Origin of the sequence: Streptomyces cyaneus (assembly GCF_004028635.1) — a bacterium.
Classification (GTDB): Bacteria; Actinomycetota; Actinomycetes; order Streptomycetales; family Streptomycetaceae; genus Streptomyces; species Streptomyces cyaneus.
In genome coordinates, this window is sequence record NZ_RQJW01000005.1 from 644,317 (window position 1) to 656,373 (window position 12,057).

The following is a 12,057-nucleotide window of genomic DNA, read 5'->3' on the forward strand; positions in this document are numbered from 1 at the left end:
TGGAGGCCATGCCAACAGGTGCATAACTTTCCGGACCCTGTGGCGCGTTGCACAAACGTATTCGTGCACGTCCAGGCGATGGCCACCGGTTTGCCCCAACCTGCTCGGTCTCGGCAACGCCACGAACGACACAACCCGTTCGGCGCTATTCGGACGGTTTGCAGCTATGTCTCCCCTTCGACCGCACCGCCGCCAGCAACGGCTCCAACGACCCCACGACGTCCGTCGCCCCCGCTTCCTTCAACAGCTTCCCCTTGCGCTCGTTACGCGCGTAGCCCAGGAACGGAACCCCGGCCTCCCGGGCGGCGATGCAGTCCGTGGGGGTGTCGCCGATGAAGAGGGCGGTGGACGGGGCGGCGCCCATCGCGGTCAGGGCGCGGTTGAGGGAGTGCGGATGGGGCTTGAGGAGCCGGAGGTCCTGGCTGCGGCCGTAGATATGGGGGTCGAAGCAGGCGAGCAGGCCACGGCTCTCCAGGTACCCGCGGACCACTCTCGGGGAGTTGTTGGTGGCGATGGCCAGCCGCGACCCCACGGCCTTCCACGTGTGTATCAGCGGGTCGGCGAACGCGGTGGGCATCGCCGAGCGTGCGGCCCGCAGTTCCTCCTGGGTGAGACGTTCCTCCAGCTCCGCCACCAGGTCGCTGGTGGGATGCCGACGGTCAACGGCCCGCAGCACCCCGTGGGGGTCCTCGGTCTCCTGTTCGTCCACCGTCAGCAGATCATGAAGCCCCCGCCCTTCGAGCCACTCCACCAGCCCGGCCGCCACCCCCGACGCCGAGTGCCCGGCGAACAGCCGGCAGATCGGCCCGTCGAAGTCCCAGAGCACGACGCGGGCATGGGCGATCAGTTCCCGGAGACGCTCCGTCTGTCCTGTCACCGGTTCAGTCTGCTTCGTATCAGAAGTCACTAGGAGAGTGTCAGGTCAGTGGTGATGGTTTCCCAGAGGGCGTCGAACCACTTCTGGGATTCCTCCACGAATGCGGCGTCGCGCTGACCGGCCTGCTTGACGAAGGAGAAGAGAAGGGACTGGGAGCCGAGGGCGTCGTACATCTCCAGCGTCTGACTCTCCCACTCCTCCTCGCGTTCGGTGAGGACGTAGTAGCCGATCAGCGCCTCGTCACCGTTGAGCAGGTACAGCTTCACCGGCGGGGTGAAGGGCAGCGCGCGGAAGGTGACCTGCACATCGATGCCGTGCGTGGAGCGCAGCGCCTGCAGATTGTGCCGGAGCACCTGCGCCTGCGCATTGCGCATCTCCAGCCAGCGCTTGTGGACCGGATCCTCGTCGTCTCCGCGCCCCTCGACCAGTACCGGAAAGGCGAGGTGGATGTCCCGGGACGGCAGCAGGATGCGGACGTCGATCGACTTGGGGTGGATCGAGCCTTCGTGGATCAGGCGCAGCGGCTCACCGAGGGCCAGCATCAGGGTCTCGGAGGTGTGGCATACGACGTCCACGCGCACGTGCGAGGCCGCGAAGGCCTCCGTCAGCCGTGGCGACAGCCCGACCATCGTCGTCTGGGGGGCGCCCCTCGTGGGGGTCGGCACGGCGATCCGCGGCGGGCTTCCCTTGCTGACGTTGGTGAGGAGGCCGTCTTCCTGGAGCGCGCGCAGTGCCTGGCGTACGGTGCCTCGCTCGACGCCGAACTCCTCGGCCAGCTCCGCCTGGGTGGGCAGGCGGTCGCCCGCCCTGAGGTCACCGACGCGGATCCGTTCCCGCAGGATGTCGGCGATCTCCTGGGGCGAGAGTCTCCTGCTGCCGTTCACTGCCACGTTCTCCTGGGTCACGACCAAACGCTACAACTCTCACCCATCTAAGGGGAGTTGTTTGTAGCTTGTTTCAAAGTAGGGGCCAAGTGGGGACAACTTAGTCAGAGTTGGCGTCAAGTTGGTTGAGTTGGCGGAAGTAATCCTTCCATCCCCAGGAGCCCGAAGGGGGAAACACAGATGCCCGTCCTCGCACTCCTCTCCGCCGTGTTCGTCGTCGGCGTCGAGCAGACCCTCCAGTGGAAGTACGGTGCCACCGGCATCATCGGCCTGCTGCTTCTCACCATAGGCATCAAGGCCAAGAGCCCGGCAGTCAGTTCGATCGGGGCCGTAGTCCTTGCGCTCCTGGTCTCGGGCCCCGCCCTGTGAACCATGGGTGCATGCAGCAAACACACAGGTCAAACGTTGTGGGAGACGATCAGCTCGTGAGCACCAGCTCCGAACTGATCGTCTCCCACAACGCGTTGAACCACACATGCGACTGCTCCACGAACGTCATGTCCCGCAGTCCGGCCCCCTGCTCGAAGGCGAACAGCATCGACTGGATGCCCGGGGCGTCGTACATCTCCAGCTGCTGATGGTCGATCTCCACCTCGCGGCGCGCCAGTGTGTAGTACGCGAAGAGCGCCTCCGTGCCGTTGAGCAGATACAGCTTCACCGGCGGGGTGAACGGCAGCGCGCGGAAGGTGACCTGCACATCGATGCCGTGCGTGGAGCGCAGCGCCTGCAGATTGTGCCGGAGCACCTGACCCTGGGCGTTGCGCTGGGCCAGCCAGCGCCGGCGCAGCTCTTCGTCGGCGTCGTCGGCCGAGGCGTCCACCGGCGTCGGGAAGGCGAGCGAGATGTCGCGGCTGGGCAGCAGGATGCGGACGTCGACCTTGGCCGGATTCAGCTGTCCGGCGTGGATCTGGCGGAGCGGTTCGCCGATGGCGAGCGTGAGGGAGACCGAGGTCAGGCACAGGGCGTCGATCTCGACGTGCGGGGCCGCGAAGGCGGCGGCGATGCGCGGGGCGAGGGCCACCATGGTGGGCTGCGGCGGAGCTCCGGGGCCGGTCAGCGCCCTGCCCAGGTCGGAGGCGACGGTCGCCGGGGCCCCTTTGGACACATTGGTGAGCAGGTGCTCCGACTGCAGGATGCGCAGGGCCTGCCGTACCGCTCCGCGCTCGACGCCGAACTCGTCGGCCAGCCTGGCCTGGGTGGGCATGCGCTGGCCGGGTCGCAACTCACCCGAGGTGATTCGGGCGCGCAGCTCGTCGGCCACCTCCCGATGTGACTTCTGTGGCCGCTGTGAACTCTTCCGCCCATTGACGGAGACGGGTTTCGGCTCCACGACCAAACACTACAACTTCCCGCCATCTTTGGGCAGTTCCAGGGAAGGTGGTTATAGGACGCTTCCAAGCGGTCATAAGTACAGTGAAGTTGGTCGCCAACTTAAGCAACATGGTCAAACTTTCCAAGGGTTGGCCACCAGAGTCGGTTCTGTCGACCATCGCCCCGAAGGAGACCGGCATGCCGCTCCTCTACCTCGCCGTCGCCGCACTCGCCATCGGATTCGAGCAGCTCGTCCAGTGGAAGTACGGGCCGATGGGCATCATCGCCTTCCTGGCGCTGTCCATCGGCATCAAGGCCAAGAACACCATGATCGGCGGCATCGGCGCGGCGATCCTCGTGATGCTGCTCGCCCACTAGGTCCGGTCGCGACGACAGGACCTGGCGACCAGGTTCGGCCGTCCGGGCTCCCTTCCGGAGGGGAGCCGGGAGCTCGGTCGGTCTGCACCAAAGGCACAGCCACAACTGAACAGCGGCCGTGGAACAGCCGCACCGCACAGCCACAACCGAACATCGAACGCACAGCCACAACCGCATACGGGCGCACAGCCCAGAACCACAGCACCAACCACAGCACCAACCACAGCGACAACCACAACTGAACAGCTCGCTACGGATGAGCAGACCTGTCGTCGGCAGAGAGGAGCGTCAGAAGATGTCCGGGCACCAAGGCCGCCTGGACGTACGCAGCAGGGCGTCGGCCACCCGGGCGGCGCCCGCTCGTTCTTCCCGCACCCGCCCCAGCGCGACGAGCCGCACCACGGACTCGTCGCCGAGCCAGAGCCGGCCCAAGTCGGCTACGTCGAGGGTGAGTTCGGCGGCGGCCGTGGTCGGCGTGCAGGACGCCCCGTCCGCCGCCGCCTGCAGCCGGTAGCGCCCGCCGCTCAGCCCACCCGCGTCCACGACCTCGAGCACCAGCTCCCCCTGCCCCTCGTACGTCCGCGCCTCCAGCGCCCGTACGACATCCAGGATCCGCACCCACAGCCAGTCGGCCAGCGTCGTGACCCGGGCGGCCCGCGGATCGGGCAGGTACAGGGGCAGCAGGTCGTCGGGGGCCCGCCAGCCGCTCTTCACCGTGGTGATCCAGTCGATCGAGCACAGGTAGTGCCACAGGGCGCGCTCGGCGTCCGGGGTCGCCGCGATCAGCCAGTTCACGGACGCCGTGTTCAACGGCTGCTTGCCGTCGCCCCAGTGGTCGTCCGCCGTGTACGACACCAGCCCCTCGACCTCGCCGCCCGCCGACCGGTACACCGCGAAGAAGGGCTCGGTCCACGGGGACCTGTCCAGGCGGAGCACCCCCGTGTTGACCAGCCACCAGCGCTCGTCCCGGTCCACGGCACCCGGCTGGGCGCGGCGCACCCGTTCGAACAGCTCCGGGCCGATCTTGCGTACGTCCGCCCCGTCCACGATGTCGATACGGCCGCCGTCCTCGGGGCCGGCCCACCTCGGGTCGAGGCCGGTCCTGGGGACGTCGACGGTCCACTGGGCGGTGGACGTGGCGGGGCCGAAGCCGTAGCGGCCGTAGATCGGGTACTCGGCGGCGATCAGGGTCGCGACGACGTCTCCGCGGTCCTTCGCTGCGGCCAGGTCGTGGGCCATCATGCGGGTGAGCAGGCCGCGGCGGCGGTGGGTGGGGGTGACGGTGACGTTGGAGATCGCGTCGGCGGGGACCGGGGTGCCGCCGACGGCGGTGATCTCCTGCGCGAACGATCGGAAGGTGGCTACGCAGCGGCCTGCGTCGAAGGCGCCGAGGGTGCGGGCCGGGACGATGTACGAGCTGCGGTCCGCGATCTCCGTCTCGGCGACGTCGGGGGTGCGTAGGAAGCCGGTGTTCAGGGCCCGGATCCAGTCGGGGATGTCGGCCTCGGTGATCGGGCGGACGTCGATGTGGGGTTCGGGACGGCTCATGGGGCCACGGTAGGGGGCGGGCGTGGGGGTGTCGCCGGGTTTTCCTCGCCCCCGCCGCCCCTACCCTTCCCGTCCTTGAAGGGGCTCCGCCCCTTCGACCCCGCCAGGGGGCTCCGCCCCTCCGACCCCGCCAGGGGGCTCCGCCCCTCCGACCCCGCCAGGGGGCTCCGCCCCCTGGACCCCCATCGGCCCTGAACGGGCCTCGTCCTCAAACGCCGGACGGGCTGGAATGCCTGGACCGGCACCAGGAAGTGACCGCCGCCGCAGTGAGGCAGAGCCCCCCGCGGGTGGGTGGGGGCTAGGGATGGCAGAGCTCGTCCTCGAACGCCGGACGGGCTGGAATGCCGGGGCCGGCGCTGGGACGTGGCCGTCAGGTGGTGCTAAGTGAGGAGGTCGTCCACCTGTGCCTCCCCCTCGCGGTAGCGGCGCGTGATCTCCGCGCTGCAGTCGTCGGCCGTTCGCTGCAAGTGCTGGCGGCGTTGCGACACCTGCTGTTCGTAGCCCACGAGACGGCCCATGGCGGTGGTCAGCTCGATGTCCGTACGTGCCTGGAGGTCCGACAGCTCCACCTCGGCCAGCATCTCCGCGGCCAGCCGTCGGTACTCCTCGCTCTGCGGGGTCCCCAGCGTCACATGGCGGGCCGAGGAGCGGTGGCGGGCCGGGGCGTCGGTCAGGATCTCCGAGAGCCGCTCCACGACCGACGCCGCCCCCGCCGGAGAGCGCCGGGCCAGCTCCGCGCGCAGGATGTCGATGCGTCCCTGCAGCAGTCGTCGTACATAACTCAGGTCCGCCTCGTCGCGCTGGGCGTCCCGACGCAGGGTGCGCAGCTCTGGCAGGCTGAGCACGGTCAGGTCGTGCTCGGGCGGTTCCACGGGCAGCCGTGGAACCGGACCCGGGCCCGGATCGTCGGCGGTGCGCTGCGTGGGTGGCCTGAGGCCGTCCAGTTGGCCCGCGTGGGTCCACAGGACTGCCCCGGGGGGCTGCCCGGTACTCGGTGTGCTCATGTGCCTCTACCGTCCCCTCGACCGGCGGCGTGTGGGAAGCATCGTGCCATCCCAACTGGCCACTATGTGACCGAGTGCCCATGAACAGCCCCAGATGGGGGCTTAAGATCAAAAAAGAGGCCCCTTACGAGGCACTTCCGCACGCACGGCATGATGGCGGCATGCGAGCTGTGGTGCAGAGGGTGGACGGCGCGAGTGTCGTCGTGGACGGCGAGACGGTCGGGGAGATCGTGGGCGAGGGACTGTGCGTCCTCGTCGGGGTCACACACGAGGACACCAAGGAGAAGGCGGCCCAACTCGCCCGCAAACTCTGGTCGATCCGCATGCTGCACGACGAGAAGTCCTGCAGCGACATCGACGCCCCGCTCCTCGTCATCAGCCAGTTCACCCTCTACGGCGACGCCCGCAAGGGCCGCCGCCCCACCTGGAACGCCGCCGCCCCCGGTGATGTCGCCGAGCCGCTCGTCGACGAGGTCGTCGACCAACTCCGCGCCCTGGGGGCGACCGTGGCGACGGGCCGGTTCGGCGCCAAGATGCGGGTGGCGCTGACGAACGACGGCCCGTTCACCGTCCTGGTGGAGATCTAGACGTACTGACCTGGAGCCCTACGGCTCGACCACGACCTCCTGCGCCGCAGCCGTCGTGTCCGCCATCAACGGCGCGTCCACCGGCACGTTCCGCTTCACCAGCGCGAGCGCGACCGGGCCGAGCTCATGGTGGCGCACGGATGTCGTGATGAAGCCGATCTTGCGGCCGTCGGGGCCCTCGTCGGCCAACCGGATCTCCGTACCGTGCGTGGGCAGGTGGACCTCGCTGCCGTCGAGGTGCAGGAAGACGAGCCGGCGCGGGGGCTTGCCCAGGTTCTGGACCCGCGCGACCGTCTCCTGGCCCCGGTAGCAGCCCTTCTGCAGATGCACCGCGCTGCCGATCCAGCCCAGCTCGTGCGGGATGGTGCGGTGGTCGGTCTCGAAGCCGAGGCGGGGGCGGTGGTGTTCGACGCGCAGTGCCTCGTACGCCAGGATCCCGGCCGCCGGGCCGGCCTTCCCCGCGTACGACTCCAGGTCGGCGCGCGGCAGGAACAGATCACGGCCGTACGGCGTCTCGCGCACGGCGACACCCTCGGGGACCTCGGCGATGGAGCCGGCGGGCAGGTGCACGACCGCGAACTCGTCCGTCCGGTCGGCGACTTCGACCCGGTAGAAGAACTTCATCGACTCCAGGTACGCGATCAGCGCCTCCTGGGTGCCGGGCTCGACATGGGCCCAGACCGTCGCGCCGTCGTCGACGAGATACAGCGCGTGCTCGATGTGGCCGTGCGCGGAGAGGATCAGCGCCTCGGTGGCCTGGCCGACCGGGAGGTCGCTGACGTGCTGGGTGAGCAGCAGATGCAGCCAGCTCAGCCGGTCCGCGCCGGTGACGGTGAGGACTCCGCGGTGCGAGAGGTCGACGAAACCGGTGCCGTCGGCGAGGGCGCGCTGCTCGCGAAAGAGGTCGCCGTAGTGCGCGGCGACGCCTTCGTCCACGCCCTCGGCGGGCACGGCTCCGGGCAAGGTCAGCAGGGGGCTCTTCATATGCCTAAGCCTACGACTCGGTAGTTGAACTCTTCAGGGAGCAGTCCTTGCAGCGGCCGAAGATCGCGAAGTGCTTCATGTCGGTCTCGAAGCCGAAGGTCCGGCTCAGCTTGGCCGTGAACTCGGCGGCCACCTGGACGTCCGCCTCGATGACGTTCTCGCAGTCCCGGCAGACCAGGTGGATGTGGTGGTGCCGGTCGGCCAGGTGATACGTCGGCGCACCGTGCCCGAGGTGGGCATGGCTGACCAGACCGAGCTCCTCCAGGAGCTCCAGGGTCCGGTACACGGTGGAAATGTTGACCCCCGACGCCGTCTTCCTCACTTCCACGAGGATGTCGTCGGGGGTCGCATGCTCCAGGGCGTCCACAGCTTCGAGGACAAGCTGGCGCTGCGGCGTCAGCCGATAGCCGCGCTGCCTGAGGTCGCTCTTCCAGTCGGTGCTCACCACACTGGAAGTCTAGAGCTACTCGAACAGCCGCTTATTTGAAGAACGCGATGCCGTCGTCCGGCATGTCGTCGGGCAGGGCCTTGGCCCAGCGCTCGACCTCCTCCGGGGTGACGACCTTCTTCAGATGGGCCGACATGTAGGGGCGCAGCTCGACCTCGGGGGTCTGCTTCTCACCGACCCACATCAGGTCGCTCTTCACATAGCCGTAGAGCCGCTTGCCCCCGGTGTAGGGGCCGGAGGCGGCGGTCCGCGCCACGGCGTCCGTCACCAGGTCGATCTGCGGCTTCTTGTCGGCGAGCTCGCCGTACCAGACCTCGACGACCCCGTCGTGGCGGACCATCGTGACCTCGACCTTGCGGTCGGCGTCGATCCGCCAGAAGCCGTGCTCGGACTCCAGCGGCCTCACCTTGTTGCCGTCGTTGTCCAGCACCCAGGTGTGGGACTGGTACTCCAGGAAGTCCCGGCCGTCGTGGGTGAAGGTGACCTCCTGCCCGAAGTTGCACTTCTCGGACCCGGGGAAGTCGTGCACGCCGGCGCCCGCCCAGTTGCCGAGCAGGAAGGCGAGGGGGACCAGGTCCTTGTGGAGGTCGGACGGGATCTCGATCATGAGCAGCTCAGAAGCCTCGTACGTCGGTGATGGCGGTCAGCGCTGGCCCTGGTACAGCTTCTTCACGGTCAGACCGGCGAAGGCGAGAACGCCGACGGCGACCAGGACCAGCAGGACTTCGAAGAAGATCTCCACGGGGTGCTCCTCGATTGAGCGCGGGGAATGCTTTGCGTACACAGGGCCGGGCCCCAGCTTACGCGGCCGGGCACCGGCCCTCTGTGTGAGGTACACCCTCATGGGCGTTGACTACGATTCGGACATGGCGAAGAAGCTCGTGATCAAGGTGACGGCGGGGGCCGATGCCCCCGAACGCTGCTCGCAGGCGTTCACGGTGGCGGCGGTGGCCGTGGCCAGCGGCGTCGACGTCTCCGTGTGGCTGACCGGCGAGTCCGCCTGGTTCGCCCTGCCGGGCCGCGCCGCCGAGTTCGAGCTCCCGCACGCGGCGCCGCTGCCCGACCTGATCGACTCGATCCTGGCGGCCGGCCGCCTCACCCTGTGCACCCAGTGCGCGGCCCGCCGGGACATCACGGAGAAGGACGTCATCGAGGGTGTCCGTATCGCGGGCGCGCAGGTGTTCGTACAGGAGGCACTCGGGGACGAGACGCAGGCGCTCGTCTACTGACCCCCCGGCTGACCCCACTTCTACTGGGACCGCGGGCGCTTCTTGCCGTCCAGCTCGTCCCACCACTCGTCGGACTGGGGGTCACCGGACGGGTCGTCCCACCAACGGTCCTCCGGCCCTCGTCGGTTGGCGACCATCGCGGCGAGCGGCGGGATGACCATGGCGACCACGCACATGCCCACGGCCACCGGAACCGACCACAGGCGCACGACGCCCCAGGCCAGGACGAAGAGCGTGATGCACGTCCCCATCATGGCGAAGTAGAGGTGACGTCGCCGTGCGTACATGGTTCCAGGGTAGGCCCGTACCGCGCGGGCATACCGAAGGGCCGCACCCCGGGTGTCCAACCCGTGGGGTGCGGCCCTTCGGCTGCTGAGTTCGCTCAGACCGCGATCGCGACCTCGGCGAGCGCGCCCTTCTCGGCGACGACGACCGTACGGTCGGCGGTGCCGCCGGGGACGAGTGCACGGACGGTCCAGGTGCCCTCGGCCGCGTAGAAGCGGAACTGGCCCGTGGCGGAGGTGGGGACCTCCGCGGTGAACTCGCCGGTCGAGTCCAGCAGACGGACGTAGCCCGTCACCGGCTCGCCGTCGCGGGTCACCTGACCCTGGATCGTGGTCTCACCGGGCTTGATCGTCGAGGCGTCGGGGCCGCCGGCCTTCGCTCCACACATGTCTTTCTCCAGAGGGGTCTGACCGGAAGGAAGGCCGGTCGGGATGGGCTTGGTGGTTACTTGTTGGCGCCGAGCTCGATCGGGACGCCGACGAGGGAGCCGTACTCGGTCCAGGAGCCGTCGTAGTTCTTGACGTTCTCCACGCCGAGCAGCTCGTGCAGGACGAACCAGGTCAGCGCGGAGCGCTCACCGATACGGCAGTAGGCGATGGTGTCCTTCGCCAGGTCGACCTGCTCCTCGGCGTAGAGCTCCTTGAGCTCGTCGTCCGACTTGAAGGTGCCGTCGTCGTTGGCGTTCTTCGACCACGGGATGTTGCGGGCGGACGGGACGTGACCCGGACGCTGCGACTGCTCCTGCGGCAGGTGCGCGGGGGCGAGCAGCTTGCCGGAGAACTCGTCGGGCGACCGGACGTCGACCAGGTTCTGCGAGCCGATCGCGGCGACGACGTCGTCACGGAAGGCACGGATGGAGGTGTCCTGGGCCTTGGCCTCGTAGTCGGTCGTCGGGCGCTCGGGCACCTCCTCGACCAGCTCACGGGCGTCCAGCTCCCACTTCTTGCGGCCGCCGTCGAGGAGCTTGACGTTCTCGTGGCCGTAGAGCTTGAAGTACCAGTAGGCGTAGGACGCGAACCAGTTGTTGTTGCCGCCGTAAAGGATCACCAGGGTGTCGTTGCCGATGCCCTTCGCCGACAGGAGCTTCTCGAAGCCCTCCTGGTCGATGAAGTCACGGCGGACCGGGTCCTGCAGGTCCTTGGTCCAGTCGATGCGGATCGCGTTCTTGATGTGGTTCTTCTCGTAGGCGGACGTGTCTTCGTCCACCTCCACGATCGCGATGTTGGGGTCGTCCAGGTTCTCCTGGACCCAGTCGGCGTCGACGAGGACGTCGCTGCGGCTCATGCTCTTCTCTCCTCCGGGGCAGTTGCGGCGGGGCGTGCGAGTGCGAAGGGGTGCGCGCGCTCGGGCCGAGACGGCGCACCTGTGCCCTGGTCAGGGCGCGGGGAAACGCAGAAGTCGGAGCTTCCGCTCAGAAGGGGCGACAGAGCATGGCGGCAACGCGGCACAGGTCTACTGCCCGCCGCTTCGTGAGATCCGCCTGTCGCTTCATGGCCACGATCGTAGGGACGGACAGGTGGGCGTGTCACCGGTGTGTCGCATGCTGAGACAGGATCGTCCGCGATGCGGGATCGAGTCATCGCCGAGAGCGTCTCGGCACGGCCCCCGGGCCGATGTATCGGCGATCACATCTACGGTGCGGACGGCGCCGTCTCGCCAGTCGGACACCGGGTGTTGGGGGATCGGGTTCGGTGGCCGTACTACCCGGCCAGGCGGACGTTCGAACCCTTCACGGTGATCTCGACGCCGTTCTTCGCCGCCTGGACCTGGTCGAGCTGGATGCCGCCGGGGAGGCCGTCGATCTTCTGCTCGAAGTCGGTGATCGCACGGGCCCGGTTCTCGGCGATGTCGGCGCCGCCGAAGTCGGGCAGGTTGTCGGCGTGCACCTTCACGGTGTCGCCCTGGGTGGTGACCGAGCTCAGGACGTAGACCGGCTCGGGCAGCTTGTTGCCGAGGACGGTGGCCTCGACGGCGACCTTGATCTTGCCGTTGCCGCCGTCGGAGAGGCCGATGACGCTGGCGGTGACGCCGGGGGCGACCTGGGTGGGCTCGGACTTGGCGGTCTTCAGCAGCTCGGCGTAGGTGATGGACGCGGTGCCGGTGGCGGTGGCCGCGGTGGCGGAGCTGTAGTCGCCGGAGAACTCGACGCCCTTCATGTTCGCCGTGAGGTCGTCGATGCGGATCGTCTTGCTGTCGGTGCCGGTGGTGGCCTCGTAGTCCTTGATCCCCACCTCGACGTCGTCCAGCGTGCCGCTCGCGACCTGGGTCAGGAAGGGGAAGCCCTTGATGGACACGTCGGGGGCGGCGGCCAGGTTCTCGTTGGCCTGGAGCTTGCCGGCCGCTTCGTCCTCGGCGAACCCGACGGCGAGCCGGTCGGCCAGCACGAAGAGGCCGCCGAGTATCACGACGACGATCAGCAGTATCCGCAGGGCTCGCATGACGTGGTGTTCCCCCACCTCAAAGGTCATCAACGACGACGGTCACCGACGACCGGGTGGCCGTCTCAGCGCGAGCGTAACTCC

General features: G+C 68.4%; 17 protein-coding genes. 4 read left to right on the plus strand and 13 right to left on the minus strand.

The annotated features are described in order from the left end of the window. Positions 1-145: 145 nt before the first annotated feature. Positions 146-877 (minus strand): HAD family hydrolase, encoded by a 732-nt coding sequence (locus tag EHO50_RS21585; RefSeq protein ID WP_246101301.1) that lies wholly within the window; start codon positions 875-877, stop codon positions 146-148. A 29-nt stretch (positions 878-906) separates the two neighbouring features. Further along, positions 907-1,788 (minus strand): winged helix-turn-helix domain-containing protein, encoded by an 882-nt coding sequence (locus EHO50_RS21590; RefSeq protein ID WP_128432248.1) that lies wholly within the window; start codon positions 1,786-1,788, stop codon positions 907-909. Positions 1,789-1,941: 153 nt separating this feature from the next. On the opposite strand from EHO50_RS21590, the gene EHO50_RS21595 reads away from it, so the two are divergent. Beyond that, complete coding sequence (locus EHO50_RS21595) at positions 1,942-2,130, plus strand: hypothetical protein (protein ID WP_128432251.1); 189 nt, start codon at positions 1,942-1,944, stop codon at positions 2,128-2,130. A 49-nt stretch (positions 2,131-2,179) separates the two neighbouring features. Here EHO50_RS21595 and EHO50_RS21600 read toward each other — a convergent pair whose 3' ends face one another. Beyond that, the gene (locus tag EHO50_RS21600; protein ID WP_425472240.1) at positions 2,180-3,022 is read right to left on the minus strand and encodes a winged helix-turn-helix domain-containing protein; all 843 of its coding nucleotides are present in this window, start codon (positions 3,020-3,022) and stop codon (positions 2,180-2,182) included. Between the two features lie 248 nt (positions 3,023-3,270). Between EHO50_RS21600 and EHO50_RS21605 the strand changes: the two genes are divergently transcribed. Further along, positions 3,271-3,450 (plus strand): hypothetical protein, encoded by a 180-nt coding sequence (locus EHO50_RS21605; protein ID WP_128432257.1) that lies wholly within the window; start codon positions 3,271-3,273, stop codon positions 3,448-3,450. Between the two features lie 288 nt (positions 3,451-3,738). On the opposite strand, the gene EHO50_RS21610 is transcribed toward EHO50_RS21605, so the two are convergent. Beyond that, on the minus strand, positions 3,739-4,998 hold the full coding sequence (locus tag EHO50_RS21610) for a GNAT family N-acetyltransferase (protein ID WP_128432259.1): 1,260 nt from the start codon (positions 4,996-4,998) through the stop codon (positions 3,739-3,741). A 380-nt stretch (positions 4,999-5,378) separates the two neighbouring features. Further along, a complete protein-coding gene (locus tag EHO50_RS21615; protein ID WP_128432262.1) occupies positions 5,379-6,002 on the minus strand; it encodes an RsiG family protein in 624 nt (207 codons plus the stop codon). A 161-nt stretch (positions 6,003-6,163) separates the two neighbouring features. On the opposite strand from EHO50_RS21615, the gene dtd reads away from it, so the two are divergent. Beyond that, positions 6,164-6,589 carry a D-aminoacyl-tRNA deacylase gene (dtd, locus tag EHO50_RS21620; protein ID WP_128432265.1) on the plus strand — a complete coding sequence of 142 codons (426 nt, stop codon included), beginning with the start codon at positions 6,164-6,166 and terminating at the stop codon, positions 6,587-6,589. 18 nt (positions 6,590-6,607) lie between these two features. Here the strand turns inward: dtd and ygfZ are convergent, their stop codons facing one another. The 3 genes from ygfZ to EHO50_RS21635 are packed head-to-tail and all read right to left on the minus strand — an operon-like array spanning position 6,608 to position 8,628. After that, complete coding sequence (gene ygfZ / locus EHO50_RS21625) at positions 6,608-7,573, minus strand: CAF17-like 4Fe-4S cluster assembly/insertion protein YgfZ (protein WP_128432268.1); 966 nt, start codon at positions 7,571-7,573, stop codon at positions 6,608-6,610. Positions 7,574-7,583: 10 nt separating this feature from the next. Further along, entirely contained in the window at positions 7,584-8,021 is a 438-nt protein-coding gene (locus tag EHO50_RS21630) for a Fur family transcriptional regulator (RefSeq protein WP_128432271.1), read from the minus strand. A 31-nt stretch (positions 8,022-8,052) separates the two neighbouring features. Then, the gene (locus tag EHO50_RS21635; protein ID WP_128432274.1) at positions 8,053-8,628 is read right to left on the minus strand and encodes a heme-binding beta-barrel domain-containing protein; all 576 of its coding nucleotides are present in this window, start codon (positions 8,626-8,628) and stop codon (positions 8,053-8,055) included. Positions 8,629-8,887: 259 nt separating this feature from the next. Between EHO50_RS21635 and EHO50_RS21645 the strand changes: the two genes are divergently transcribed. Continuing rightward, positions 8,888-9,250, plus strand: coding sequence for a DsrE family protein (locus EHO50_RS21645; protein WP_128432277.1), 363 nt, complete (start codon positions 8,888-8,890; stop codon positions 9,248-9,250). A gap of 20 nt (positions 9,251-9,270) precedes the next feature. Here EHO50_RS21645 and EHO50_RS21650 read toward each other — a convergent pair whose 3' ends face one another. The 5 genes from EHO50_RS21650 to EHO50_RS21670 form a co-directional block, all read right to left on the minus strand. Next, complete coding sequence (locus tag EHO50_RS21650) at positions 9,271-9,537, minus strand: DUF3099 domain-containing protein (RefSeq protein ID WP_128432279.1); 267 nt, start codon at positions 9,535-9,537, stop codon at positions 9,271-9,273. Between the two features lie 95 nt (positions 9,538-9,632). Further along, positions 9,633-9,923 carry a DUF1416 domain-containing protein gene (locus EHO50_RS21655; protein ID WP_043502058.1) on the minus strand — a complete coding sequence of 97 codons (291 nt, stop codon included), beginning with the start codon at positions 9,921-9,923 and terminating at the stop codon, positions 9,633-9,635. Positions 9,924-9,979: 56 nt separating this feature from the next. Then, entirely contained in the window at positions 9,980-10,819 is an 840-nt protein-coding gene (locus EHO50_RS21660; RefSeq protein WP_128432281.1) for a sulfurtransferase, read from the minus strand. A 127-nt stretch (positions 10,820-10,946) separates the two neighbouring features. Next, on the minus strand, positions 10,947-11,027 hold the full coding sequence (locus EHO50_RS46065) for an Ms5788A family Cys-rich leader peptide (protein ID WP_350751515.1): 81 nt from the start codon (positions 11,025-11,027) through the stop codon (positions 10,947-10,949). Between the two features lie 208 nt (positions 11,028-11,235). Beyond that, a complete protein-coding gene (locus EHO50_RS21670; protein WP_128432597.1) occupies positions 11,236-11,973 on the minus strand; it encodes an LmeA family phospholipid-binding protein in 738 nt (245 codons plus the stop codon). Positions 11,974-12,057 lie beyond the last annotated feature (84 nt).